Source organism: Halostagnicola kamekurae, assembly GCF_900116205.1.
In the GTDB taxonomy this organism is placed as follows: Archaea; Halobacteriota; Halobacteria; order Halobacteriales; family Natrialbaceae; genus Halostagnicola; species Halostagnicola kamekurae.
On the sequence record NZ_FOZS01000010.1, the window covers coordinates 18,505 to 41,583 of the forward strand.

The 23,079-nt window shown below is 58.0% G+C and carries 29 protein-coding genes and 2 pseudogenes; 11 read left to right on the plus strand and 20 right to left on the minus strand.

All coding sequences use genetic code 11. The features are described from left to right. Position 1 precedes the first annotated feature (1 nt). Positions 2-1,039, minus strand: coding sequence for a sulfite exporter TauE/SafE family protein (locus BM348_RS19925; RefSeq protein WP_092907769.1), 1,038 nt, complete (start codon positions 1,037-1,039; stop codon positions 2-4). After that, positions 1,040-1,186, minus strand: a complete 147-nt coding sequence (locus BM348_RS21595; protein WP_175507274.1) for a DUF7512 family protein — start codon at positions 1,184-1,186, stop codon at positions 1,040-1,042. It lies immediately after the preceding gene. A 392-nt stretch (positions 1,187-1,578) separates the two neighbouring features. On the opposite strand from BM348_RS21595, the gene BM348_RS19930 reads away from it, so the two are divergent. Then, entirely contained in the window at positions 1,579-2,424 is an 846-nt protein-coding gene (locus BM348_RS19930) for a universal stress protein (RefSeq protein WP_092907771.1), read from the plus strand. A gap of 38 nt (positions 2,425-2,462) precedes the next feature. Here the strand turns inward: BM348_RS19930 and BM348_RS19935 are convergent, their stop codons facing one another. Next, on the minus strand, positions 2,463-2,666 hold the full coding sequence (locus BM348_RS19935; RefSeq protein WP_245779562.1) for a helix-turn-helix domain-containing protein: 204 nt from the start codon (positions 2,664-2,666) through the stop codon (positions 2,463-2,465). 80 nt (positions 2,667-2,746) lie between these two features. On the opposite strand from BM348_RS19935, the pseudogene BM348_RS22105 reads away from it, so the two are divergent. From BM348_RS22105 to BM348_RS19955, 4 genes and pseudogenes are all read left to right on the plus strand, one after another. Next, a pseudogene (locus BM348_RS22105) lies at positions 2,747-2,836 on the plus strand (SHOCT domain-containing protein); the annotation flags it as partial. Positions 2,837-3,447: 611 nt separating this feature from the next. Continuing rightward, the gene (locus tag BM348_RS19945) at positions 3,448-3,882 is read left to right on the plus strand and encodes a thioredoxin family protein (RefSeq protein WP_092907773.1); all 435 of its coding nucleotides are present in this window, start codon (positions 3,448-3,450) and stop codon (positions 3,880-3,882) included. A gap of 110 nt (positions 3,883-3,992) precedes the next feature. Beyond that, positions 3,993-4,532, plus strand: a complete 540-nt coding sequence (locus tag BM348_RS19950; RefSeq protein WP_092907775.1) for a DUF1684 domain-containing protein — start codon at positions 3,993-3,995, stop codon at positions 4,530-4,532. Positions 4,533-4,680: 148 nt separating this feature from the next. Further along, positions 4,681-5,835 carry a cobalamin-independent methionine synthase II family protein gene (locus BM348_RS19955; RefSeq protein WP_092907777.1) on the plus strand — a complete coding sequence of 385 codons (1,155 nt, stop codon included), beginning with the start codon at positions 4,681-4,683 and terminating at the stop codon, positions 5,833-5,835. A gap of 44 nt (positions 5,836-5,879) precedes the next feature. Here the strand turns inward: BM348_RS19955 and BM348_RS21740 are convergent, their stop codons facing one another. Continuing rightward, entirely contained in the window at positions 5,880-6,035 is a 156-nt protein-coding gene (locus BM348_RS21740; RefSeq protein WP_217642057.1) for a hypothetical protein, read from the minus strand. A 128-nt stretch (positions 6,036-6,163) separates the two neighbouring features. Between BM348_RS21740 and BM348_RS21745 the strand changes: the two genes are divergently transcribed. Continuing rightward, entirely contained in the window at positions 6,164-6,376 is a 213-nt protein-coding gene (locus BM348_RS21745) for a hypothetical protein (RefSeq protein ID WP_139231262.1), read from the plus strand. Between the two features lie 39 nt (positions 6,377-6,415). Here the strand turns inward: BM348_RS21745 and BM348_RS19965 are convergent, their stop codons facing one another. Next, positions 6,416-6,688: a hypothetical protein gene (locus BM348_RS19965; protein WP_092907781.1), complete on the minus strand. Its 273-nt coding sequence runs from the start codon at positions 6,686-6,688 to the stop codon at positions 6,416-6,418. Between the two features lie 92 nt (positions 6,689-6,780). On the opposite strand from BM348_RS19965, the gene BM348_RS19970 reads away from it, so the two are divergent. Continuing rightward, positions 6,781-7,125, plus strand: coding sequence for a thiol-disulfide oxidoreductase DCC family protein (locus BM348_RS19970; RefSeq protein ID WP_092907783.1), 345 nt, complete (start codon positions 6,781-6,783; stop codon positions 7,123-7,125). Between the two features lie 93 nt (positions 7,126-7,218). Here BM348_RS19970 and BM348_RS19975 read toward each other — a convergent pair whose 3' ends face one another. The 4 genes from BM348_RS19975 to BM348_RS19990 are packed head-to-tail and all read right to left on the minus strand — an operon-like array spanning position 7,219 to position 10,619. After that, complete coding sequence (locus BM348_RS19975; RefSeq protein WP_092907785.1) at positions 7,219-8,391, minus strand: inorganic phosphate transporter; 1,173 nt, start codon at positions 8,389-8,391, stop codon at positions 7,219-7,221. Positions 8,392-8,444: 53 nt separating this feature from the next. Beyond that, positions 8,445-8,906, minus strand: coding sequence for a YeeE/YedE family protein (locus BM348_RS19980; protein ID WP_092907787.1), 462 nt, complete (start codon positions 8,904-8,906; stop codon positions 8,445-8,447). A gap of 1 nt (position 8,907) precedes the next feature. Then, complete coding sequence (locus BM348_RS19985; RefSeq protein ID WP_092907789.1) at positions 8,908-9,405, minus strand: YeeE/YedE family protein; 498 nt, start codon at positions 9,403-9,405, stop codon at positions 8,908-8,910. 20 nt (positions 9,406-9,425) lie between these two features. After that, complete coding sequence (locus tag BM348_RS19990) at positions 9,426-10,619, minus strand: MBL fold metallo-hydrolase (RefSeq protein WP_092907791.1); 1,194 nt, start codon at positions 10,617-10,619, stop codon at positions 9,426-9,428. 242 nt (positions 10,620-10,861) lie between these two features. Between BM348_RS19990 and BM348_RS19995 the strand changes: the two genes are divergently transcribed. From BM348_RS19995 to BM348_RS22110, 3 genes are all read left to right on the plus strand, one after another. Then, complete coding sequence (locus BM348_RS19995) at positions 10,862-11,107, plus strand: sulfurtransferase TusA family protein (protein ID WP_092907793.1); 246 nt, start codon at positions 10,862-10,864, stop codon at positions 11,105-11,107. Continuing rightward, entirely contained in the window at positions 11,107-11,697 is a 591-nt protein-coding gene (locus BM348_RS20000; RefSeq protein WP_092907795.1) for a DsrE/DsrF/DrsH-like family protein, read from the plus strand. Before BM348_RS19995 ends, BM348_RS20000 begins: the two co-directional genes overlap by 1 nt. A gap of 115 nt (positions 11,698-11,812) precedes the next feature. After that, positions 11,813-11,947 carry a HalOD1 output domain-containing protein gene (locus BM348_RS22110; RefSeq protein ID WP_245779565.1) on the plus strand — a complete coding sequence of 45 codons (135 nt, stop codon included), beginning with the start codon at positions 11,813-11,815 and terminating at the stop codon, positions 11,945-11,947. A gap of 606 nt (positions 11,948-12,553) precedes the next feature. Here BM348_RS22110 and BM348_RS20015 read toward each other — a convergent pair. From BM348_RS20015 to BM348_RS20945, 7 genes are all read right to left on the minus strand, one after another. Further along, on the minus strand, positions 12,554-13,480 hold the full coding sequence (locus tag BM348_RS20015) for a transcription initiation factor IIB (protein ID WP_092907799.1): 927 nt from the start codon (positions 13,478-13,480) through the stop codon (positions 12,554-12,556). 645 nt (positions 13,481-14,125) lie between these two features. Then, positions 14,126-14,737: a hypothetical protein gene (locus BM348_RS20025; protein ID WP_092907803.1), complete on the minus strand. Its 612-nt coding sequence runs from the start codon at positions 14,735-14,737 to the stop codon at positions 14,126-14,128. A gap of 851 nt (positions 14,738-15,588) precedes the next feature. Further along, on the minus strand, positions 15,589-16,446 hold the full coding sequence (locus BM348_RS20030) for a DNA-binding protein (RefSeq protein WP_092907805.1): 858 nt from the start codon (positions 16,444-16,446) through the stop codon (positions 15,589-15,591). 730 nt (positions 16,447-17,176) lie between these two features. After that, positions 17,177-17,470, minus strand: a complete 294-nt coding sequence (locus BM348_RS20040) for a PadR family transcriptional regulator (RefSeq protein ID WP_092907807.1) — start codon at positions 17,468-17,470, stop codon at positions 17,177-17,179. A gap of 148 nt (positions 17,471-17,618) precedes the next feature. Then, entirely contained in the window at positions 17,619-18,077 is a 459-nt protein-coding gene (gene hepT, locus BM348_RS20045) for a type VII toxin-antitoxin system HepT family RNase toxin (RefSeq protein ID WP_092907809.1), read from the minus strand. Continuing rightward, positions 18,074-18,556: a type VII toxin-antitoxin system MntA family adenylyltransferase antitoxin gene (mntA, locus tag BM348_RS20050; protein WP_092907811.1), complete on the minus strand. Its 483-nt coding sequence runs from the start codon at positions 18,554-18,556 to the stop codon at positions 18,074-18,076. Before mntA ends, hepT begins: the two co-directional genes overlap by 4 nt. Positions 18,557-18,752: 196 nt before the next feature. Next, positions 18,753-19,256, minus strand: a complete 504-nt coding sequence (locus BM348_RS20945; protein WP_139231263.1) for a hypothetical protein — start codon at positions 19,254-19,256, stop codon at positions 18,753-18,755. Between the two features lie 682 nt (positions 19,257-19,938). On the opposite strand from BM348_RS20945, the pseudogene BM348_RS22270 reads away from it, so the two are divergent. After that, positions 19,939-20,226: pseudogene (locus BM348_RS22270) on the plus strand (AbrB/MazE/SpoVT family DNA-binding domain-containing protein); the annotation flags it as partial. An 18-nt stretch (positions 20,227-20,244) separates the two neighbouring features. Here BM348_RS22270 and BM348_RS21605 read toward each other — a convergent pair. From BM348_RS21605 to BM348_RS20950, 4 genes are all read right to left on the minus strand, one after another. After that, entirely contained in the window at positions 20,245-20,466 is a 222-nt protein-coding gene (locus BM348_RS21605; protein WP_175507276.1) for a hypothetical protein, read from the minus strand. A 105-nt stretch (positions 20,467-20,571) separates the two neighbouring features. Beyond that, complete coding sequence (locus BM348_RS20065) at positions 20,572-20,970, minus strand: hypothetical protein (protein WP_245779563.1); 399 nt, start codon at positions 20,968-20,970, stop codon at positions 20,572-20,574. Between the two features lie 153 nt (positions 20,971-21,123). Then, positions 21,124-21,639, minus strand: a complete 516-nt coding sequence (locus BM348_RS20070; protein ID WP_092907817.1) for a DUF7437 domain-containing protein — start codon at positions 21,637-21,639, stop codon at positions 21,124-21,126. 404 nt (positions 21,640-22,043) lie between these two features. Continuing rightward, positions 22,044-22,598 (minus strand): hypothetical protein, encoded by a 555-nt coding sequence (locus BM348_RS20950; protein WP_139231264.1) that lies wholly within the window; start codon positions 22,596-22,598, stop codon positions 22,044-22,046. Between the last annotated feature and the right edge of the window lie 481 nt (positions 22,599-23,079).

The window sequence follows — 23,079 nt, forward strand, 5'->3', positions numbered from 1 at the left end:
GTTAGTTCGTGGACGTCGTGGACGCGTTCGACTGCGCTCGCATCGTCATGATCGTGCTGACGATCACGGCCCCGCTGACCATGAACGCCGAGAGCAGGATCAGTGCAAAACTGACCGTATTCAGTACGTCCATTCCGAGGTAGTCGCCCGCCTGACGGAACGCGACGGCGATCGAACCACCGACCAGCATCAGTCCGAAGTAGATCTTGATGTCGTCTTCGTTGACGATGCCGGTCGCGGCCGAGCCGATCCGGGCGCCGAGCGCGCTCCCCGCAAGTAGCGGTGCGACGATCGAGAGATCGACGCCGCCGTTGAGTCCATAGGTGAACGCGCCGAACCCGCCCGAGAAGACGATCTCGAAGAGGTCGGTCCCGACCGCGACGGGAACCGGGACGCCGATGAGGTAGACCATCGCGGGCATCTTGATGAAACCGCCACCGACACCCAGGAAACCCGACAGCAGACCCGTGGCGAACGCGACGACCAGAATCAACCAGAGCGAGACCTGGATCCCGCCGGCAACTGTCATCATCGGCGGGATACGGTAAGACTGAATCCGCTTCGCGAGGGGCGGAATCGCGTCCGGATCGATCTCCCCGTCGGACTCGTGGTGGCTGCTACTCGAATCGTCTCCGCCGTCGTTTACGAGCGCATTTCGGGTGACGAATAGCCCGACCGCACCCAACAGGACGACGTACGTGACGCCGATGGCACCGCTGGCGAGTCCCAATTCCTCGAGATAGTACACTATCCGACTCCCTACCTCGATACCGCTCGTCGTCCCGACGATCATCAGTCCGCCAAGTTTGTAGTCGACCTGGCCGAGGTCGCGGTGTTTCAGCGTCGCGATCATGGCCGTCCCGAAGACGAAGGCCATGCCGCTCCCAACGGCGACTCTGGCGGGATACCCCATTACGAGTAACGCCGGTGTGACGAGGAACGAACCGCCCATGCCAAAGAAGCCGAATAGGACGCCGACCATGAAACCGAAGCTTATGAACAGTGCGAGCGTCATCAGGGCGATTCCGAATAGCTCCATCTATGCCCGTGTGATTTTCTCGACGATCGGCGCTGCGACTCGCTCGAGCGCGCCGTACCCGACGTAGAGGACGAACGCCTCGAGGAGGACGGCGCCAACGAGGGCGCCTGCCTGTACTGCTGACGAATACGCTGCGAGATCGATCATCGATATCGACCTCTGCCGGTTCGGTGGGTCTGGATCATGCGTTCAGTATCGACTACCCGGAGAGTGGATATAACGCTTTTGGGGCTACTACACAATATTACTGCAGCCTATGTAACGGCTATCCTACGAAAATATCGAGATAACTTATTCAAATATACGAGACTCGCGATAACCGGTCGTCAAAGCTCACGCGCGGACGCCCCCGCTACTGTAATGGAGTGATCGTTCCCCGCTCGAACGTGTACGGGACTGAAACGGAGGCTGTCCGAGCGGCGTCCAATCGCTGTCGGATCGTCAGTCGTTCGCTACTCGACCGCTGTTTGATCAGCCGCCGCCGAACGGGCTATATTGATACCCAAAAACAATATTATCACGTCACTCCTACGAGGAGTATGAGAGCGATCTGTGCGACCGACCTCTCCGCCGCGAGCGAGGCGACGATCGAGAGCGAGACCTGCCTCGAGTGTCTGGACCGAATCGGCGTCGACGAGATCCACCTCGTGACCGTGGTCCCGTCGAACGTCCACGCGGGCATGCCCGGGATAGACTTCGAGGACCGACGCGAGCGAGCGCTTTCGCGCTACCGACACGTTATCGAAGACGCCGGCTTCGACGTCGACGCGCACGTCGTCCGGGGCACGCCGCACCGACGCATCAACGGCGTCGCGGAGGCGATCGGTGCCAGTCTGACGGTCGTCGGCTCGCGCGGGACGAGTCCGCTTGAGAACCGCGTTATCGGATCGACTGCACGCAATCTCGCGCGGACGACGATCGTCCCACTGCTGGTCAACCGGATCGAACGCGAGGCGGACGAGCCAGCCGTCGTCCGCGAACACCTGTTTCGGCGGATGCTGTTCGCGACGGACTTCTCGGAGAACGCCGAGCGGGCGTTCGAGGCGTTTTCGTACCTCCGTCACGCAACGCAAGAGGCGACGCTAGTCCACGTTGAAACGCCGAAGGATCCGGCGCTTCCAGAGGGCGCCGACCCCGAAGCGCGACTGGCGGAGTTGGAGACCAAACTCGAGGACTGGGAGATCGAGACGCGAACGGCGATCCGTCAAGGTGATCCGGCGGACGAGATTCTCGCTGCGGAAGTCGAGTACGAACCGACGACGATTCTCGTCGGCTCGCGCGGTCACAGCAGGCTCCGTAGACTCTTGCTCGGGAGTGTCTCCGAAGATATCGTCGCACAGGCGGACGGCAACGTTATGCTCGTTCCGCCAGATAGAACGGCGTAACACGAGGGCGAACCGTGCTCACTCGAGCGTGAACCGGTTCACCGGTCGTGAGAGATGGAGTCGACGCGTTCGTCGGCAAACCAGTGTGCGATCGCGCTCTCCGCGCGATGCAGGATATCGCAACAGATCGACTTGGTCACGCCGAACGCCGATGCGACGTCCGTCAGCGTCGCCTCGCGGAGAACGTCGTAGTACCCCGCCTCGAGAGCGGTGCGGAAGACCTCGAGCTGCCGATCCGTCAACAGATTCTCTGCGTCGCTCGCAGCGACGGATTCGATGTCTCGACCTGCAGGAGTGCGGTCTCGTCGTGCTTCCAGAGCAACTCGAGGAACTGAGAAACACCTACGCACGCAGTAACCTCACCGACGAGGAGTTCGAAGAGCGCCGCGAACGCTTGCGACGGGAGAAGTAGTACACGGTGGATGCATTCCGAGCGGGACGCCGCCACTTCTGTCCGGCAGTACCCTCTCTCGATGGATCGAAGCACGTTCGTCCAGCCGGTCCCGGACGTGCTTTTCGCTGATCCCGCAATGGGGTACACGCCCTCAGACGGCGGATTCGAGGACCGTCCCTTCGAGTTCGTCGGAATGGAACCGACCGGAGCGATGAGCGCGACCGCGACTGACATGGCACGGTTCGTCCGGGTACACCTTCACGGCGGAGCCGTCGATACTGAACGGATCCTCGAGTCGGAAACGGTCACGGAGATGCACCGTCGGCAATTCACCAACGACAAACGGGATGGGAGAAGGTGCGAGACGCGGCGAAGCGGTCTTGGGTCACCGCAGCAGCCACGAGGGCAGTCGATACGGTACTGCACTACCCGATCAAACGGTCGGTGTCAACGCCATATCATGATTTATCACTGGACTCGAGGACGCTCTGTTCCCAGTCTTCTCAGCCCGAACGATGTGAGAGTCGGCCGACGATCCGCGACGAGACTAGTGCGAGTTCAAACTGGCCATATGATATTGTAGTTAATTCACAAAACCGTTATTGCTGTGGAAACCGTACCGTCGATCGATGAGCGACTCCGCAAACGACGAACGCCAACGGATCCGCGACCAGAAGAAGCGAGAGCTGCAGGAACGTCTCGAGAACGGCGGGAGCCTCGACGCGGCCGACGGGGGGAGCACCGTACCCGACGAGCCAATCGCAATCACGGATCAGGGTCACCTCGACGAGGTCGTCGGAGAGCATGACGTCGTCCTCGTGGACTGTTACGCCGACTGGTGTGGCCCCTGTCAGATGATGGAGCCGACGATCGAGGCCCTCGCCGCGGAGACCGACGTCGCGGTCGCGAAGGTCGACGTCGACGCTCACCAGCAGATCGCCCAGCAACTGGGCGCTCGCGGCGTCCCGACGCTGGTCCTCTACGCCGACAGCCAGCCGGTCGAGCGGATGGTCGGCGTCCAGGACCGCGGAACGCTGGAGAGGCTAATCGAGCAACATGCGTAGTGACGCACCTGCCGAGGCCACGGCAGTCGATAATGATTATCTGAACAGCGCCCTGGTCCGACCTAAATACGGGGACCGGCGACACGACCACGACACACTGACCTTCAGCTATGACCACCGATTGGCGGCGAGCGATCGAGACGCAACGGGAAGAGAAAGACCGTTACTTCGGCGGCGACCCGCACTCGCCGATTCCGTCTGACGAGCGCGAGTCGTTCGACGGCCTCGAGTATTACCCGATCGACGAGGCCTACCGGTTCGAACTGCCGCTGCACGAGTACAACGACCCTGAACCGGTCACCGTCGGGACGAGCACCGACGGCGAGCGAAAGTACCTGCGGTGGGGCGAGTTCCGATTCACCGTCGACGGCAAAGACATCACACTTCAGGCCTACAAGGCGGATCCGGACGACGATCGGCTCTGGGTCCCGTTCCGAGACGCGACCAGCGGCGACAAGACCTATGGCGCCGGTCGGTACCTCGACCTCGAAGGCGACGGCCATCGAACGAACGATGGTAACTGGATCCTCGACTTCAACGAGGCGTACAATCCGACGTGCGCGTACTCGGATCGGTACGAGTGTCCGCTCCCGCCGACGGAAAACTGGCTCGAGATCCCGATCGAGGCCGGCGAACAGGCGTACCACTAACGATGGTTCTGCACTAATTCAGTGCCCTCGACGGAATCTCGCCGTTTTCGAACGACGTAGACGCTATCGAACCACCGTGACCGGCGTCGACCGTGAGAATATCATGGGTTATATTATCTACTGAAACTATTACTCACAAGAGTACCCAATGACGACCACCAAAGACAGAATCCGCACGACGCACATCGGGAGTCTCCCCCGCCCGCCGGCGCTGCTCGAACTCCTCGAGGCGCGTCAGAACGACGAACCGGTCGACGAGGACGAGTGGACCGAAACTGTCGCGGAGGCCACGCGGGCCGTCGTCGAGCGACAGGCCGAGGTCGGGCTCGACGTCGTCAACAACGGCGAGCAGTCGCGGGTCTCATTTAACTGGTACGTTGCGGACCGATTGAGCGGGATCGACGGGAAGCGCGAACAGGAGCTCTGGGCGGATCTCCAGGAGTTCCCCGAGTACGCCGAGGAGACGTTCAAGACCGACGTCATTGACCTCTCGATGCAGCCCGTCGTCGACGGTCCCATTGAGTACACCGGCCACGGGGAAGCCGAGGACGAACTTGAGGAGTTCCGAGACGCGCTCAAGACCGTCGACATCGATTTCGAAGGGACGTTCGTGACCTCGGCGTCGCCGAGCATCGTCGCAACCACTCACGTCAACGAGTACTACGACACTTACAAGGAGTTCCTCTTTGCCGTCGCGGACGCGATGCAAGCGGAGTACGAATTGGTCGCCGAGACTGGAATGACCCTCCAGATCGACGCGCCCGAACTCCTCACCATCGGCCAGACGGCGGTCTACGCGGACGAACCGCTCGAGGAGATCAGAGCAGCCACGCGTCTCCACGTCGAGGCGCTCAACGAGGCCCTCGAGAACATCCCCGCTGAGCAGGTCCGCCTCCACACCTGCTGGGGGAGCTACGAGGGCCCCCACCACCTCGACGCGGACCTCGTTGACCTCCTGCCGGAGATCTACGAGGCTGATATCACTGGACTGAGCGTCGAACAGGCTAACCCCCGCCACCAGCACGAGTACCGCGCGTTCGCCGAGCAGCCGCTTCCCGACGGCTGGACGTTGATGCCCGGCGTCATCGACGTGAAGACGAACATCATCGACCACCCGGAGACGATCGCGGACCGCCTTGAGCGCGTCGCGGACGCGGTCGACGACTCGACGCCGATCGTCGCCGCGCCCGACTGCGGGTTCGGCACGCAGGCCGGCCTCGGGATGGTCGACCCCGAGATCGCGTGGGCCAAACTCGAGGCGCTCGTCGAGGGCGCCGAGATCGCGACCGAGCGCATCTACTGACCGACCACCGGCGATACCGTCGCAGCGCGGGACTCGCGAGACCGTTACGGACAGTCGCGCTCGCCGAACGAGCAAGCGAACGATCCCTGGTCGGCGACCCGCGTCTCGCCTGACGGGAGTGCGACAAGCATCGCTCGTCCACCGTAGCCGTGGATCTCGTCGTAACCGTGGACAATGACACACGAGATGTCGTCAGGCACTTTAACGCACTCGGAACGAGTGAACGGCTGTTCGGAGTGGGGGGTGTCAGGTCGCGCCAACCGAAGAGCGTCCCGTTGAGGCGCTCGACCTGCCACCAGTTCGTGTAGCCGTCCTCGCCGTCGTCGTGGTGAAGCGCCACGTCGAACGCGTACGCGTCTCCGTCGTTAACGCTCACCTCGACGACGTTCGCCTCACGGAGGGGGAGGTCGTCGCCGTCGATCACGTCTCCGCCATCGTTCTTGTCGGTCCTGTTGACGTCGCTCGAGTCAATGTCCAAACTGAGGTCGCTACAGCCGGCCAACGCGGCGATCGCGAGCGTTCCCGCCGTACGCTCGAGTAGTCGCCGTCGGGACGGATCGGGTCCGGTCAGCTGCCACAACTAGATCGTCTCGTCGGGATCGTGTTCCTCCACCATGCGCGCTGCTTCGTCGGCATACCGGTCACGAACGTCTGGATCCTCGACGGTCGCGAGGTCATCGGGAGAGACATCCTTCGCGGCAGTGACCGTGTCCAGGTCGACCGCCTGTACTGCGAGTTCCTTTCGGAAGGTTCGTGTTCCGTCGGGAGTCGCATAGGTGAGGATGATGAGGTCTCGATTGTCGTAATCGCGCTCGACCAGCCACACGCGAATGTCGGCCGACTCCGATGGCATGAGAACCCAAACGGGAAGCGTAAGGGTAGTCGTTGGGGTTGAGAGTTTAGTGGCTTGAGAACCTCATCGGTATCCACGCCTTCGGCTCGAGAATGTCACCACCGACGCTCGTCTACGACGACGATTGCGGGGTCTGTACTCGTGCAGCACGGTTTGTGGACCGCCGCGCGGCGATCGACATCGTCGGCTTTTCGGAACTCACGGACGACCTGCAAGCGCGTTTGCCGCTCGACTACGAGGCGTGTGCGCATCTGGTTACCGACGAGACGACCTACTCCTGTGGGGCAGCGATGGAACGCGCCTACGAACGGACCGGCCTTCTGCCATCGCAGTTTTTTCCGCTGTTTCGTCGCATTCCTGGATATGCACCCGTCCGCGAGTTCGTCTATCGCGTCGTCGCGTCGAACCGGCCGTCGATCGGCCGATTGCTACCGTAGCTTCTCGAAAGCGTATAGGCAACCCGCTATTCCGACCGAGATTCGATCGAAAACAGACGGTAATCGAAGAAGGGCCGAACGCGTCCTGCAGCTTCAGAGGTCCAGAAGAAGCATCGACCCGTAGCCGAGACCGAACGCGAGTATGAACGATCCGACCCAGGCGGCAACGGTGAGTCCCAGCTTTCGCGGACTGACGCCGGCTCCGCCGGCGACCGCGGCCCCGCTGCCGACGATCGCACTCACGATGATCTCGTTGAACGAGACCGGGACTCCCAGCAGAACCGCGCTCTGTGCGATGAGAAACGAAGGGACGAGCGTCGCGATCGAGCGACGCGGCCCCAGCGACGCGTACTCCTGGGAGATCGACTTGATCATTCGCGGGGCGCCCGTCCACGAGCCGACGAGGATTCCGACGCCGCCGCCGAGCAGGACTGCGATCGGCGATACCGTCGGCAGCTCCTCGAGCAGCGGGAACAGCGGTCCGACGGCGAGTCCCACTTGACTCGCGCCCGCCGAGAACGCCACGAGCGCACCCAGCGAGAGCAGGAACCGGCGCAGACCGCCGGCCTCGTCGCGACCGACGTCCCAGCGGACGACGGCCGCAGCGACAGCTCCGAAACCTAGCGAGACTGCGACTGTGGCGGCGGTACCGTCGAACGGAATCACAGTGGCGCCGCCGGTAGCGAGCGTCCCGCCGACCGACGCGAGGAACGCGAACTCGAGGTTCGCGACGACCGCGCCGACGATTCCGGCGAGGAGCGGAACGCTGACGTCCTCGGGAACGTCCGGTCGCGGAAGAACACTCGCAATACCGTATGCGATGCCCCCGCCGACGAACGGCGTGAGGACCCAGACCGCGCCAATTTCGGCGTACTTCCCCCAGGCTGGATCGCCGCCGAGCGCGAGGCCGACGCCGACGACCGACCCGGTCACGGTGAACGCAGTCGCGATCGGATATCCCGTGTAGATCCCGATCGCCATCAGCCCGGCGCCGATCAGTAGGACGACGATGACGCCGCTGACAGGGAGGCTGATTCCGTCGACGAGGCCGCTGCCGACGGCTTCGGAGACACTTCCGCCCTGTGTCACCGCGCCAGCGAAGCCGAGAATTCCGACGAAAAACGCCGCACGCATGGTGGGAATAGCGTTCGCACCGACGGCTGGGGCGAACGGGGTCGCGCCGCTCGAGCCGGCGCCGATGACCCACGCCATGAAGAGGCTCGCGATCGCGGCCGCTGCGAACAGGAGTATCATTGTGGGTTCCATCAGTGTACGAAAATCCTCCGTTTCAGTTCTCGAAACACGAAATTCGAACGGTGTTAGTCGGCGCTCACTGAGCCGGAGTCAGCGGCGGCACGCTTGCTGCGCCAGACCCCCTGCAGGTAGGCGCCGGCGAACATGCCGACGAGCGCCCACAGGATGGTGACGTTGCCGATCCCAAGGCTGGCGTAGGCCGCGCCGGGACAGATCCCCGACAGTCCCCAGCCAACACCGAAGATCGCGCCGCCGATCAGGACGTTTCGATCGAACGATTTTAGCCGACGACGGTACACGTCGCCCGTCAGCGGTGCGCTGTCGCGAATCCGGGGCATGATCGCGAAGGCGATCCCGGAGACAATCGCGGCACCAAACATGACGAACGGCAGGCCGAAGTCCTCGAACTGGAGGAAGTCCAGCACGACTTCCGGCCGGGCCATGTGGCTGTACGCCAGTCCGAAGCCGAAGATCAGGCCGCCGACAAGGATCAGCGGCATGAACAGCGGATGGCGATTTCTGCTCATCTTACGGACTCACCCCCATCGCCTGGACGATCTGGGCGGTCACGATCGCGACCGTCAGGAACGTGATCACGCCGACGATCGACGTTTTCGAGGCCGAGCCGACGCCGCATACCCCGTGGCCCGACGTGCAACCCTTCCCGACGCGCGTCCCGATCCCGACGAGGACGCCACCGAGCAGCAACCGCCAAGGCTGGACGTCGGTTGTCCACGTCCCGCCCTGCCAGAAGACGGCGTAGACCGCCGCTCCCAGAATAATTCCGAGCGTGAAGACGACGCGCCAGTTCCGGGAGCCGCGGTACTGCTTGAACCGTGACTGATCCGAAACGTACGACAGCGTCGACTCGAGGAACGTACTCGCGCCTGCGGCGATCCCCGTCCCGAGATAGATGACGACTGCGCCGAGGCCGACGAGTAGTCCACCGATAGCGTACCGGGAGATGCCGTTGGGAAACGGCTCGGCGGGCACTATCTGACCCGGAGCGGCGAGTTCGGCGAGCATTGCGATCTCGATCACGGTTATCAGTCACCCGCCAGCGACTCTTGGCTGGCCGCGCAGTTGTTCGGGCCGAGCTCGAGTTCGAATGCTTCCTTGTCGTCGGCCTCCTGCTGCCCGAGATTCGTGGGAATGATGTCCTCGTAGTTGGCCGGACGGGGCGGCATATCCGAGAGAATCAGCTCGACGAACGCATCCTCGTCCATCGTCAGAGCGTCCATCTCCGACTCGATCTGGCCGATCGGTACCGTATAGGTGCCATCGTCGGCGGGATCGGCGGAGTCACTGAAGTGAGCCCCGCCGACGAGCGTGTCGTTAGGCAGAGTCAGCACGCGCTCCTGCAGCGACTCGTAGAGCTGGCGTGCGGCGTCTTCTGCGCCCTCGTCGCCCTCCTCTAAGTCGGGGCGGGCAACACTCTCGACGAACAGGCCGTCGCCAGTCGCAAGCAGCGAGTCCTCGATCAGGTACGAGGTCATCCCGGAGGTATGTCCGGGCGTGTAGACGGTTTCGATCGTGGCAGCACCGACTTCGAACTCGTCGCCGTCTGCTGCGAGAGTCATCTCGTCGGCGTAGGTGATACCACGGTCGACCGCCGCCTTGGGGATGACGCCCTCGACGCCCTCATCGGCGAGGTCGCGGATCCCCGAGATGTGATCCGCGTGGATGTGCGTGTCGATTGCGTACTTCAGGTCGACGCCCAGTTCGTTCACATCTTGGAAATAGCGGTCGGTGAATGCACGCAGTGGGTCAATCAAGGCCGCCTCGTCACCGTCAACGATGAGGTAGCCGAGACAGCCGCTCGAGGGACGCTGGTACTGGTAGAGCGTCCCCGCCCCGTCGTAGCGCTCGACCTCGACGCGCTCGTAGATGCGCGCCCAGCCGTTCATCCCATCCTCAAGGTGGTCGACGTCGTAGCCGCGCTCTCTCAACTGTGCGGCGACGTACTCGCTCGAACCACCCTTCGCACAGAGAACCGTAACTTCGCGGTCATCGGGAATCTGTGCAAGGACATCATCATCAATTTCGTCGTCCAGGAACTCGAAGTACGGGATGTTGGTCGATTCAACGGTCTCTCCGTCGATCTTCCATTCGTTGTACTCCGATTCCATGCGGGTATCGAGGAGCGTGACGTCCTCACCCGCGTCGATTCGTCCCTTCAATTCGTCTGGACTGACCGATTCGATCTCGACGTCCGGCATTGGAAGATCCATATCGTCCATGTTGTACAGTTCCCAGTATCGGCTACTGGCACTTAAGGGTTTGTGTAGTATTTCCTCTTATACACAATATAGGCCAGTCAAACACAGCCCACTATTTCTATATGCGCGTATGTGGACGATAGCTAACTAATATTTCATCCTTCCCAGGACAGGGGTGTTCGTGTATTGTGCAATAATCGGAGGTCTTATATGGGAGCACCCAATATTGTATGATAGCTCCAATACGGGGCCAGAACGAAACTATGAGTTCGGAATACCAGACCACGGAGACGCTAGACGTGAAAGGACAGTCGTGCCCGATGCCCATCGTGAAGACCAAGCAATCGATTGACGATCTCGAGGCCGGCGACGTCCTCGAGGTCGTCGCGACTGACTCGGGCAGCATGAGCGACATTCAGGGGTGGGCCGACGGCACCGACGGCGTCGAACTCCTCGAGCAGGTCGAGGAGAACGATTTGTACACTCACTACGTGAAGAAAACGGAATAATGAGCACGGATAACCCAACGACGGCAGTCGACGACGCCGATACGGACGTCGACGCCGCCGAGTTACAGGCGCTGCGCGAGCGCGTCGAGAAATTAGAAGAATCGATGGCAGCGGTGGACACTGGCGACGATCAGAAGAAGATGACCATCGTCGCGACACAGGGGAGCTTCGACATGGCGTATCCACCGTTAATCCTCGCGAGCACTGCGGCCGCCTTCGGCTGGGAGGTTGTCGTCTTCCACACATTTTGGGGCCTCGATATCCTCCACGAGGAGAAGTCGAAGGACCTCAAGTTGAGCGCCGTCGGCAACCCGAACATGCCAGTACCCAATGCCGTCGCTGCGCTGCCCGGCATGGACACGATGGCTACGAAGATGATGCAGAAGAAAATCGACGAGAACGGGACTGCCACCATCGAGGAACTGATTGACCTCTCGCTCGAGAGCGGCGTCGACCTGCAGGCCTGTCAGATGACGATCGAACTGATGGACTACGACGAGGACGACTTCTACGACGGCGTCACCACCGGCGTCGGCGCGGCCACCGCGTTGCAACACATGGCCGAATCCGACATTCAGCTCCTTGTCTAATCCATGAGCGCCACCGAGTCAACGCGCTCAAAGCCGAGCCTACGCGTCCTCAAAGCGATTTCCGACGCGAAAGATGTCTCCCCCGACTGCCCTCAAGCCACCGTTCAACGACGTTATGGATCCTGCTGCGCTGGACCGGTTGTTTGAACCGACCACTAGTGACGACTCGGTCCGAGGCGGACACATTCCGTTCTGGTACCAAGGGTATGACGTAACAATCTCTTCAGATGATACCATCAAACTATCGTAAGAAGAGTATGGTATTCGCTTTTACGACCTTCGCTATTGGCATTTTCATGCACCACTACACCCTGCGGTTGAATCATACGACGAAGAAGGTCTATAATCGATTAATTACTGAGCGATTTGTACTCATACTTGCTGTTAGTTTCCCTCTATTGAAATTCTTTTCTTCAGACATTCTTTAGACCGTAACCATGCTCACTACACGTGCGAACTGAACAAGTACCATTCTTGGTTCTATGAAGATAATTTTTCTTTGACATAGATATTTACGTCTGATCGTGATTCAACAGCATATGGAACCCAGAATCGAACGCCGGTGCCATATTTTGATTGGCAGTTCGATGATTCTACTGACGATCGGAATTGGGTACTGCGTCATCGTCGGAACGTGCCTGGCCGACTTTCTGGTAGTGATCGCAGGACTCTTTCTTGGATGGGTGGGGTTATTCTACTGCGTTGGGAACTCTTCTATTTGGGGATAGCCTCCCTAATGTCATTCCTATACTATGTTAGCTATAGGTCACTGTACGCCCTGTACTTGTCGCAGAGGTTAACAAACCGCTAATCTTCTACGAATTGTAACAGTGCCTGAAATCCCACAGCGTAGCCGTTACACAATCAATTCGTCTAACGCATCACGGTGAGTCCGCACTGTTGTTGCTGAGACATCCGCAGCCTCCGCGACAGTCGACTGGGTGAGATACCACCCGTCTTCCCGCCCTGCTTTGTACAGACAGGCAGCAGCGAATCCCGACGGTCGAACTCCTATCGTTAAGCCCGCTGATTTCGCCCACTCCGCCAACTCTGTAGCTCGGTGGCGAATCCGATCCGGAACCTCGAGTTCCGAGGCAAGTCGGGGCACGAACTCGCGTGGTGCAACAGGCGCGGCTGGCAACCCAAGATTTGCGTTCATCGTCTTGTACGCGTTCCGAACTCGAGAGTGCTCAACACGTGCAAGTTCCGTAACGTCCTCGAGCGTTCTTGAGAGGCCGTTGCATCGACAGGCACCGTAGACGCTGGCTGCGGCCATCGCTTCAATTGACCGGCCCGGAAGTAGGTCTTCGTTCTGGGCACTGCGGAAGAGCTGACACGCCTGGTCACGAATCGATTCAGATAACTCGAGCACGCCTGCAATCCGACGGACTTCACCGAGCCCCTGTGCGAGGTTGCGCTCGGCTTTCGACCGAAACCGCCCTCGAGAGTGCTCCCGTCGGAGCCGCCCCAACTGTCGTCGCTTCCGTCCAGCAAGCATGTTCCCGTTTGCATCGGTTCCACGCCCGATCTCGGTGGAGAGCCCTCGGTCATGCCGGGCGGCTGTCAGCGTGGCACCTGTTCGCTTCCGTTCGTCTCGATCGCAGGCTCGCCACTCGGGCCCGTGGTCTGTTCGTTGTTCGTCGACGATGAGGCCACACTTCTTACAGATAGTTTCGACCGTATTGGTGGTAACCCGGCCACCACATTCGGGACAGCGGTTCGAATTCGATTCATCTTGGACGTTTTCGCCAACCGTCGTCGTGTAGATGTCTCTCGTTGCCATGAATTTCTCGAGGGACGTCGTGGATCGCACTTCTCAGAACGCCCCTCACCCGAAAGGGGCCAATAAACTCACAGCAAGGCAGGTGACAGGATGGTTTCGTGCGGTGGTGAACGCCTCGAGGGTGCTTAGTCGCACTGAGACGTGACTCACTGCGGAAGACGTCAAGAGTATACTGTATCGACTAAGAGGAGATCTGGGCTCTGTTGCAATTCTCAGCGGCAAACTGGGGAAGAAATCCTAACTCGTTCTCGAATGCTCTAGAGAGTATGATGGCGTCACTCTGATCAGCATGATACGGATTGTATTAGCGATCCTCATCGTCAACCGACCTTGTAAGAGTAGAGTTGGTTTTCTCTACAGAGAAACAAGGTGAGTGCCTCAGGGCTTGACCCCGAGGGGGTTCGCGGCGTAGCACCTCTTAGGTCGTCTATCGGCAGTTACCGGTCGCGTAATCGATCTCGAGCGGCTGCAAACCGAACGGGATCAGTGTCACCAGCAGCAGCCATGTCGTTTGCCGACTGGAGTTGGGAGTCAATAAGGCGATTCTGCTGGCGTGACCAGTCACTATCGTCGTGGGTCCGAACGTACTCGGCCCACCGTTTGATCATTGCGCGCCGTTGCTCCGTGTTCTGGCGTTGATCGTCCTCAAACTCCTGTGAGTTCAGCATAGTAGTCCTCAACACCAAGCTCTTTGACGTATGCTTCGAGCTGCTCCGTGTTAAATCGTTCCTCGAACGTCAGATACAGGTGGAGAGCATCTTCGAAGTCTTTCCCACTACGGCTGTCTGCTGCTTTCGCGAGTCGGAGTTTGTACGCAATCTGCAGTTCGAGCGAACTGATCTCGATCTGCCCCTCATCGAATGTGACGGTGAGTGGGTTCGAAAGCGCCTCACGTTCGACATCGTTTGAGACGAACCACGTCTCGAAGTTCGGATACATCTCACCATCCTCTGCAATCCGAATGCGGCTCCCGTCGCTCAACATTGAATACATCTCATCAAGTGGCATTGCCATTCCCCAGTAGCCCCGATCCTTGAGTTCGGTAACCAACTGCTTGGTTTCCGTTTCGGACAGCGACTCCAGAATTACATCGATGTCTTCTGTTGACCGAGATCGACCAGTGAGGATTGCGACATACCCACTGACAATGACGTAATTAACATCGCAAGCGTTGAGGATCTGTGTAAATGCTAATACGTCTTTGTCGAGTTCTGAAAGCTCACGTGATACCGTGAGTCCATTTTCACTGAGTTCCATCAGTTTCCTCCATGGAATACGAATAAACAGGCCGGTGCCTCAGTTGCATACGTTCTTTATTTGGTGCCAACATTCTTTGAACCCTTTTTCGGTATCTTGACTTACGTTCTCTCTGGTTTTACTTGTGTACCATAGCTCGGAGTGCCTGAGGCTTATTTCTGTGCCCAATGGTGAGATAGAGGCTTTTCACATAACGAGACGCTTTTTGTACGGTGGCGAAAGCCCGGTTGTGAACGGAGTGAACAACCCGGAACGTGGAGGTGGGTGGGGCGGTGGGAAGTGGGTAATCGGGCACTACAGCCGAACACACTGCCACCAAGTCGTGAGTCCTCGCGAGACCTTGCGAGCGACGCTACGACTCTCCGTGTATCGACACGTCCCGCAGCGACCCTGTCCACTCGCACACTGCACACGTCCGTTCGTCTCGAGCGTCGCTGTCGGTGCTGACGAGTGTCGTCACACCGCAGTCAGGACACCGTTCGGAACACCGCTTCGACCAGGTGCACGCATCACATGTGAGCCCTGCAGTGATGTCGTACCTTCCTCCATGGTCGAGCAGCGGTTCGTACCGGAGTTCGTCCGCCCCACACTCGGGACAGCTATCTGTGTCTGATACGACCTCGGTTACTGAGAGTGCAACTTGTACTGGCATATCAACTACCTCGCTCCGCCCCTTCGGGCGTGCGACAAACCCACCGAGCGACTCGAGTGTCTCTCGAGAAGCCAGCCGCTCGAGGGATTGTAGTCCACGGTCGTGGCTGCGCGCGCAGCGCAGCGAGCACGGAGCGGAGGGTGGGGTGGCGGGGTCTGGGTCGGTCTGGCCCACAGCAAAAAAGGGGGCACTTCCCCAGTTATTCGTCCCACCACCGGCCGCGTTCCGGGAACTCGATGCGCGACCAGCCGGTCAACGCGAGCGAGCATCGCCCCTGATACCAACTCTTGGCTGCCGCCCGGAACCTGACCGTCTGTCCCTCGCGAACCATCGTCTGATTCGACCGCTGCCAGATCGTGAACTTCGTTCGTCCGCTTTTGTCCCCGAGGAGCCCGACTTGCTGGATGTTCGAAGAGGAGGGCGTCCAGAGCTCGATGACTTCACCTTCGACCGTCACCTCGCCGACCGGGACCTCCGCGATATCTGCGATCGGGACGATCGTCCCTGACTCGGCCTTGACCTCCTCGAGCGTCTCGAGGACCGCCGTTGTCACTTCCGTCTCATCCTCTACTTTCTCGGCCAACCGCTTCGCGATGACTGCCCGCGACCAGCCGCCATCGATGCGCTCGCTGATCCGCATCGCCTGTCTGTTGACTGCTGCAAGATCGTTCTGGGAGAGCCGCGCTCGAGGATCGACGATGTCGGGTTCGTCGCAACTACACTGCTCGACGACGACTTCTCGCGTCCGCCTCGCCCGGTCGTCCTGCCCACCGAGTTCGGCTTGGGCACTGATCAGTTCGAGTTCCGCCTCTCGAGCACGAATCCGCTCTTCGTGCTCGAGACTGACACCGTGCATCCGCCCATCGCACGTATTTGCGATGCCGTCCGGGTGATTCGCGTCCACCTTCGCCTGGATCTCCATCTCGACCGTCGCCTGGAACGCCGGCGTATCGTCGACGACTTCGACGCCGTCCTCGTCGACCACCGTGTCGTCTGTTTTCTCGAACGCCTGTTCATCGACCGAAACTACATTACTGGTAACGTTGTTACTAGACATTGGAATCTACCTGGATTCCGAAGGCGCTCACGCGCTGGCTACCGCGATCTTACCTATCGCGGTTTTCCACGACGACCGACAGAACCATCTGCGCGCTCTCGCTCGCGCCTTCGCTCGCGCCCCACTGGGCGCGAGCGCGAGCGCGCCTACGGCTACCAGGCAGCCAGCACCGCGCGCAGACCCGCCCAAAGCGACCGTCCAGCTTTAAGCCGTTTCTCGCGTCCGGCCCGAATGCGGACTCGTGTCCAGTGTGGGTGTCGGCGAGCACGCGCGCCGCAGCGAGTCGCGCGAGCGCAGACGGCACCCAGCTGGAACGCGAAAGGCGCGAGGGGCGCAACCGAAAACGCGCTTAATGCTGGCGCCGAGACCAGACGCCCGGAACGGTGACCGAGCGGTGCGGATCGGTCACCGCAGGCCCGGACTGGTCGGTCGCGAGTGTCGAGTGGGCGGCACGCTGCGAGCGGGGCGTGCCGTTCACAAACACTGGCCCCGCAGCGCCACGCCGCTCTGTGGCGTGGCGACCGGGGCCGGTGACCGAGAACAAATCGTCACCCGTGATTCCAACGGGAGGCGATCCACGCCAACTAACCCCGTTCGAGTTTGTGGAATTTCGGCACACCGCTTCGAGATAGTTACCCGTTGGTCTTGATTTAGACGCGCATCAGAGAAGGCTAGAGAGGTAGGCGGACGCGCACGACTGAGATCCGCCTTCAGTGGCCGGCCGAATTAGCTACTCGGCGCTCGAGGTGAGTGACTCGACGTACTGATTTTCCCACTCGCGTCGCGCTTCGAGTTCGCGCTGACCGCGAGCCGTGATCGTGTAATAGTTCGTCCGCTTGTCGAGTTTGCCTTTCTCGACGAGGCCCTTGTCGACGACTTCGTCGAGGTTGGGATACAACCGACCATGATGGATCTCGGTCTCGTAGTACTCTTCGAGTTCGTCCTTGATCGCCAGCCCGTGGGGCTCGTCTTGGCCGGCGATCGTATACATGACGTCACGCTGGAACGCAGTCAAATCGTACATATCGGAATTATTTCCTATCTGCTGATAAGGTTTCCGAGACGTAGTGGGAGAATACAAACTGAGCGCCACTGGAACAGCCATGATCACATACTGGCCCTCTCGTCTTTTGCACGTAGGGTCTCCCCAGTATGGTAGCAGTCGATGCTAGTTATTCATCAAGAGCTCCGATAGACTCGAGATAGCCACGGATTTCGATAACAAACTGTCGGTACCGCTCGAGATCTTGGAGTGCGTTGTACACCACATCGTGTTCGATGATCTCACCATAGGTATGCGCGAGGACATTACGAAATCGAGTACCCTGTGCCATTGCGTCAGCCGTTGAAGCAGACAGTATCTCGAGTTCCTCGAGTGCTTGCATCGATTCGGGATTGCTCACTGGCGGGGTTCCGCGCTCGTGTTTGACCAGTTCTTCACCGATGTCGATGGCTGCCTCGGTCATTTTCACGAACCGACGCTCAACGATGTCTTGCGTGTCTGAATCAGCATGATACGCCTCACGGCTCAGCGACTGCTTCCGAGCGAGGACGCCCAAGCTCACTTCGATCGTCTCGACAGCGGTAAGTATTCGATTGAGGCGGTCAGAAGGAAACGTCCCGCCTGTCATCGGTCACGAGTCTCGCCATCAGTAGCCGTGACAGCGGAACTGCCGAGATGCTTGTCGATTCGTTCGAGTGCCGCATCGAACCGTTCACGTGGTGATCGATCAGAGGATTCAGCTGGCCGTAATTGGTTCCGGTTGGCAGCCACGTCCTCTGGCTCACCGATGAGCAAGACGCCCTGAGTGAAGATGCTCTCTACAAGGTCCGGTGATGCCGTTTGGAGGTCAACCAAATCGATATTGTCGGTCTCGAGTGTGGCACTGAGGTCAGCACTCAAACCAAAAAAGATGTCGTTGTAGTCTGGATCAGCAGGGCGAACCGTCTCAAGCACAACTGCGATATCGAGATCGCTCCCAGCGTGCGTCTCTCCCTGGGCGTGAGACCCAAACAGAATCGCTAGCTTCACTGGATGCTCTTGCAGGACCTCCCGAAGGGTCTCGAGCGGGACGGATTCATCGAGAGTAGCTTCCTCAGTGGTCCTCATTATCGGAAAAGACGTTCTTGTTGCACATAAACGCTCAGGTGATAGCCAGGGGAATCGGATTCGCATAACGAGACTCGGTAGTCCACCAGTCTAACTGTGTATTCTCAGATTTTGTTTGACAAATATGTGAACATGCTATAGAGAAAATCGAATCAGGGAGGATATTGAATGCTATTTTCGAACCGCTGGAAATTTGCTAATCTGATGCTGTCCCAATTTGGAGTCCCCCCTTTTCTATGCTGAGGGAAATGTTATTTGTACTTGAGTTTAGAAATGAAATTGATTTAGACGCTCCATTGGCTTTCACAGTGACATTGTATTCACTTTCATCCTGGAACACACCACGATAGCCTTCGATACTACCCGGAGGGACCGTAACAACGTCATACACGGTACTTCTAGTAGACGTGTTTTCAACCTCAACTCTGAGGTCGACGGCTTCACTAAGGTCATTCGAAACTACAAGATGAGAAGTTGGTCTATATCTTTCTTGGAACGTTATCTCGGACCTCGAAATTGTGAATGTGAATCTATCATAAGGAGTCCCGCCTGGGTCTACCGTGGTTTCTATTGACTTTTCATCCGCAGAAATTGATACGGTATGCGGTCCGCCTCCAGTAGAAAATAGATCGGTAAACGATTTTGGATATTCTGATCTAACTGAAACATTTCTTTTTTCGCCCTCACCATCAGGACCCATTACTGAGATCTTGACTTCAGTTGATTCACTGAGATCGTTCTGAATAACCAGCTCATACTGAGACTGGCTCTCTGTTTCTTCAAACTGGACATGCTCTGGGTCACTTTGGGATCCATTGAATGAATCGAAGGGCTCTGGTGAATCGCTAGACGCCGGCGACTTTCAGCACTATATCAGTGGCTTGATGCACTACTCTTGGACAATTCTGGCTTCCGTTTCCACTGAATCTCTGCTGGTGAAACGATGGGACCCATTTGCTCTGTCCCGATGTGGTACAACCCAATGCCCTATGGCGATTCACCAGAGCCAACTATAGCTACAGCACTCACCCGGTCTATACAACCACACACTTCGTTGTTCGTCTCTCTGATCAATTACAGTCATTTCTGAACGCCTCACCCCTTTGGGGAGACAATAAACTCAGCGGAGGGCTTTGTAAGGGACTTCAGTTATCGTCTCCGACGAATCGCCGTGCACGCGTCCAGATCGTGTCATCTTGATTAGCACCCGTCTCATCCACCTCGAGATTCGAAGACCGGTCACGACGCTCGAGTTCGGCGATAAATGACGGGAATGGACTAGCGTACTGCCCGATATGCGAGATATAGTGCCCAAGACAGATTGGGTGAGAGGAAGGAATAATTATGAACGGGTCACCACTATGAATTAGAGTAGTACAGAACAACCAAATGGTTCTGAGAAGGAAGTTGTTGCTGTTACCAAGCATGGTCAGGCGACCATCCCGAAGCGATTCCGTGAGAAGTTGGGAATTGAAGCGCCCGGGAAGGTGCTGTTCCGAGAGACTAAAGATGGTGACGTGATCGTCGAACAGATTCGGTCCCCGAGCAAAATGCGAGGATTTGCTGCCCAGAAGGAGACATCGACCAATCAGCCTGCAACCGATATCCTTCACGAGAAGCGCGAGCAGGATCGAAACGAGCGCAACGCACAGTTCTTGACAGAGGAGTGATGGCGATCCCTAACCGCGTCATATTTGACGCCGAGCCGTTGATTCGAACACGCAGATGATGAACCTAGCAGTGCTGTAGTTGAGGGGTATCTCGATGTGGTCGCCGTGGAGGACATGATCGGCTACTCGAACTATGTGAACCTCGCCGAAGTCCGGTATACCATCGCCCGAAAGTACGATCGTGCCACCGCTGACGAGTATCTCAACTGGCTCGAGGAGCTGGGATTGCTTTCTGTTCACTGATCATTGATCGCGGGTCCATAGGGCTCATCTTGGTCGGCAATCGAATGCAGGACATAACGCTGGAACGCGGTCAAATCGCACATATCGGAATTATGAATTGAGTCAGTCGAATTCGGAAACGAAATCCTCGTCGAGTTCATCAGCGAGTTTGCCACCAGTAAGCCAGGTGACTTGCTCGTCGTCGAGTCCATACTGTGGGATCAGCGATTCCGCAGCTTCGCCAAGGGGAATATCATTCGTAACGAGTGAAACCTGATCAGTGGTGCCATCGAGGAGCAGTTCGAGCGCCAGACCCACGAGTTCTGTATCCGTCTTTTCGACCGCATCTTCTGATCGATCACTGGCGCTCGCGATGAAACGCCGTGCCTGATCCATCACGTTCGAGATATCTGAATTCGAATAGGACGGGCTTTCAGTAACCTTCATCCACCCCTCTCGTAGTGCCTCTTCGATAGCGGAATCACCGGCTATATACTCGTCGAGAACTGGGTCGCCAGTCACTTCGGCATACACCTGCGGCGAGATGCGGAAGACCGTCTCACGCTAACGAGCTTCACGAGCGAGCGCCTGAAATCGTGTGCTTTCACGCCGCCCGCAACTGATGAGGACCGACGAATCGATAAAAACGACGTCTCTGTCGCTTTCCATCCCAGATCAGGCCTCAACAACAGGTCGAAGTGCGTCCAGAATGACGCCCGCCTCTAAGGGCGATATCTCTTGCTCACGAGCCATAATCTGATGCGTGACTGATCCGTCGACGTATTCGCGAGCATATTTGAGTGCGACGGCAAGCCCATCCAGCCCATGGCGATCGATGTACGTATCGATGTCGTCGTCCCGCGTTCGACGGGCAATTGCCTCGACCAACTCCGGTGTGATCCGACGTTCGGCATCGCCTTCTACCAGTTGGAGATCGATCTCGTGAGCCGTATACTTCGCCGGTCGCCCGTCGTTTGACTGCTCGATGAAGCCTGCAGCTTCGAGACCATCAACGTAGTCGTAGACTGTTCGCTGTGGGAGATCGAGTGTCGTAACGATCTCTTGGATTTCCGTCGCCGGATGATGGCGGATATAGGTATATATCCACGCTTTGCGAGCATTCCCGAGGAGCTCGAACGCCTCACCACCCGTATCGAGTGGGGTATCCCAGTTTGCTTCTCTCGTTGCCATCCGTAGTAGCGAATTGCACGCAAAACACAATAAGGCTTATCGAGACAATATTGTCATGATTCGACTGTTACTACAGGAACCAATTGACTTCGCTTTGGGAGCAAATGGACCTCCCCCCGAGCCTAAATCCTGTTGAGCTACGCCTCGAGTAGTCAATGGGTGAACCAGGAGAGCCAAGCGTCGCTGGAGTCGGATCATGCCGACACTCCTCGTTTGGTTCGTCTAACCACACAATGCGTTGGTCGCCTCTCTGGTCGATTGCAGTCATTTCTGAACGCCTCACCCCTCCGGGGAGGCGATAAACTCGGCGGAGAGTTTTGGAACAAGATTCCAGTGTGTCATAGAACAGTTCTCATACTTCCCCATGACTACCCGACAAACGGTAAGTACAGAGAAGGCAACTATCAATCGGGCTGTCCGTCGTTACTCTTCCGAATAATTACTGGAACAGACCTCGTATATTTCTCCCCTTCTAGAACTACTGTTGCCTCTACCGACCGTGGAGTTACGTCAATAACCTTCTGAAAGGTCAATTCTGGTGGATAATCGTTTGCCTCACGTGGGGTTATGTACTCGGCAAAAATCACTGTGTTAAATAATCGGCTTCCAACACTTTTCCCTATTCCGTCAACAGGGATAGTCAAACGTTCCTCAATAGCCGATAGCACTGCTGTTGAACCAACAAATGCAGATTTCCGCTTTGCCCAGTGTTTGAATTTATTTGTAGTATACTCCTGCGGTTCTCCCCCAGCATATACGATAGGATACCGTACTTCATCCGACTTTTCAAGGTATGTTATTGCGTCGTCAGTGATTGTTTTTTCCACCGATACTTGCTCTCCTTTTCCACTCTTCCCTTTCCCCAACTTCAGAAGCCAGTTAGGCTTTCCAACTGCTACGAAGCCCACGAGCGACGTTATACCAGCTCCGAGCGTCGCAACATAACTTCGGCGTTTCATATTGAATCCTACAGTATATCTATATAAATATCTTTTAGTGAAACAACTATTTGAACCGCCGATAGATACGCACACGTAGTTACCGAACCTTCGTTCTTCATTGCAGTCGGTTTCGGGACCGGGCCGACGACTGACCCGGAGGGAGGAGTGATTTTCATCACGGCTCTGGTGAATCGCTAGACTCCGGCGACTTTCAACTCTATATCAGGTGCTCGATGCACTACTCTTGGACAATTCTGGCTTCAGTTTCCCCCGAATCTCTGCTGGCGAAACGATTGGACTCATTCACAGTGCCACTATGTAGGTCCAACCCAACGCCCTATGGCGATTCACCAGAGCCTTCATCACCGTTTTTCTCTGTGCTCCCTCGCTAACGCTCAGTCGCTCGGCAAAACGTTGATACACGAACTAAACGCCAAAGAAACTGATTGCAACGTGGGGTTACTGTTCGTTCCTCGAGCGGATAGAGAGGGTACCGCAT

Excerpts from the sequence above, each read along its gene's own strand:
- BM348_RS19925 (WP_092907769.1), bottom strand. The coding sequence starts at position 1,039 with ATGGAGCTATTCGGAATCGCCCTGATGACGCTCGCACTGTTCATAAGC.
- BM348_RS21595 (WP_175507274.1), bottom strand. The coding sequence starts at position 1,186 with ATGATCGATCTCGCAGCGTATTCGTCAGCAGTACAGGCAGGCGCCCTC.
- BM348_RS19930 (WP_092907771.1), top strand. The coding sequence starts at position 1,579 with ATGAGAGCGATCTGTGCGACCGACCTCTCCGCCGCGAGCGAGGCGACG.
- BM348_RS19945 (WP_092907773.1), top strand. The coding sequence starts at position 3,448 with ATGAGCGACTCCGCAAACGACGAACGCCAACGGATCCGCGACCAGAAG.
- BM348_RS19950 (WP_092907775.1), top strand. The coding sequence starts at position 3,993 with ATGACCACCGATTGGCGGCGAGCGATCGAGACGCAACGGGAAGAGAAA.
- BM348_RS19955 (WP_092907777.1), top strand. The coding sequence starts at position 4,681 with ATGACGACCACCAAAGACAGAATCCGCACGACGCACATCGGGAGTCTC.
- BM348_RS19965 (WP_092907781.1), bottom strand. The coding sequence starts at position 6,688 with ATGCCATCGGAGTCGGCCGACATTCGCGTGTGGCTGGTCGAGCGCGAT.
- BM348_RS19970 (WP_092907783.1), top strand. The coding sequence starts at position 6,781 with ATGTCACCACCGACGCTCGTCTACGACGACGATTGCGGGGTCTGTACT.
- BM348_RS19975 (WP_092907785.1), bottom strand. The coding sequence starts at position 8,391 with ATGGAACCCACAATGATACTCCTGTTCGCAGCGGCCGCGATCGCGAGC.
- BM348_RS19980 (WP_092907787.1), bottom strand. The coding sequence starts at position 8,906 with ATGAGCAGAAATCGCCATCCGCTGTTCATGCCGCTGATCCTTGTCGGC.
- BM348_RS19985 (WP_092907789.1), bottom strand. The coding sequence starts at position 9,405 with ATGCTCGCCGAACTCGCCGCTCCGGGTCAGATAGTGCCCGCCGAGCCG.
- BM348_RS19990 (WP_092907791.1), bottom strand. The coding sequence starts at position 10,619 with ATGGACGATATGGATCTTCCAATGCCGGACGTCGAGATCGAATCGGTC.
- BM348_RS19995 (WP_092907793.1), top strand. The coding sequence starts at position 10,862 with ATGAGTTCGGAATACCAGACCACGGAGACGCTAGACGTGAAAGGACAG.
- BM348_RS20000 (WP_092907795.1), top strand. The coding sequence starts at position 11,107 with ATGAGCACGGATAACCCAACGACGGCAGTCGACGACGCCGATACGGAC.
- BM348_RS22110 (WP_245779565.1), top strand. The coding sequence starts at position 11,813 with ATGGATCCTGCTGCGCTGGACCGGTTGTTTGAACCGACCACTAGTGAC.
- BM348_RS20015 (WP_092907799.1), bottom strand. The coding sequence starts at position 13,480 with ATGGCAACGAGAGACATCTACACGACGACGGTTGGCGAAAACGTCCAA.
- BM348_RS20025 (WP_092907803.1), bottom strand. The coding sequence starts at position 14,737 with ATGGAACTCAGTGAAAATGGACTCACGGTATCACGTGAGCTTTCAGAA.
- BM348_RS20030 (WP_092907805.1), bottom strand. The coding sequence starts at position 16,446 with ATGTCTAGTAACAACGTTACCAGTAATGTAGTTTCGGTCGATGAACAG.
- BM348_RS20040 (WP_092907807.1), bottom strand. The coding sequence starts at position 17,470 with ATGTACGATTTGACTGCGTTCCAGCGTGACGTCATGTATACGATCGCC.
- hepT (WP_092907809.1), bottom strand. The coding sequence starts at position 18,077 with ATGACAGGCGGGACGTTTCCTTCTGACCGCCTCAATCGAATACTTACC.
- mntA (WP_092907811.1), bottom strand. The coding sequence starts at position 18,556 with ATGAGGACCACTGAGGAAGCTACTCTCGATGAATCCGTCCCGCTCGAG.
- BM348_RS20945 (WP_139231263.1), bottom strand. The coding sequence starts at position 19,256 with ATGGGTCCTGATGGTGAGGGCGAAAAAAGAAATGTTTCAGTTAGATCA.
- BM348_RS20070 (WP_092907817.1), bottom strand. The coding sequence starts at position 21,639 with ATGGCAACGAGAGAAGCAAACTGGGATACCCCACTCGATACGGGTGGT.
- BM348_RS20950 (WP_139231264.1), bottom strand. The coding sequence starts at position 22,598 with ATGAAACGCCGAAGTTATGTTGCGACGCTCGGAGCTGGTATAACGTCG.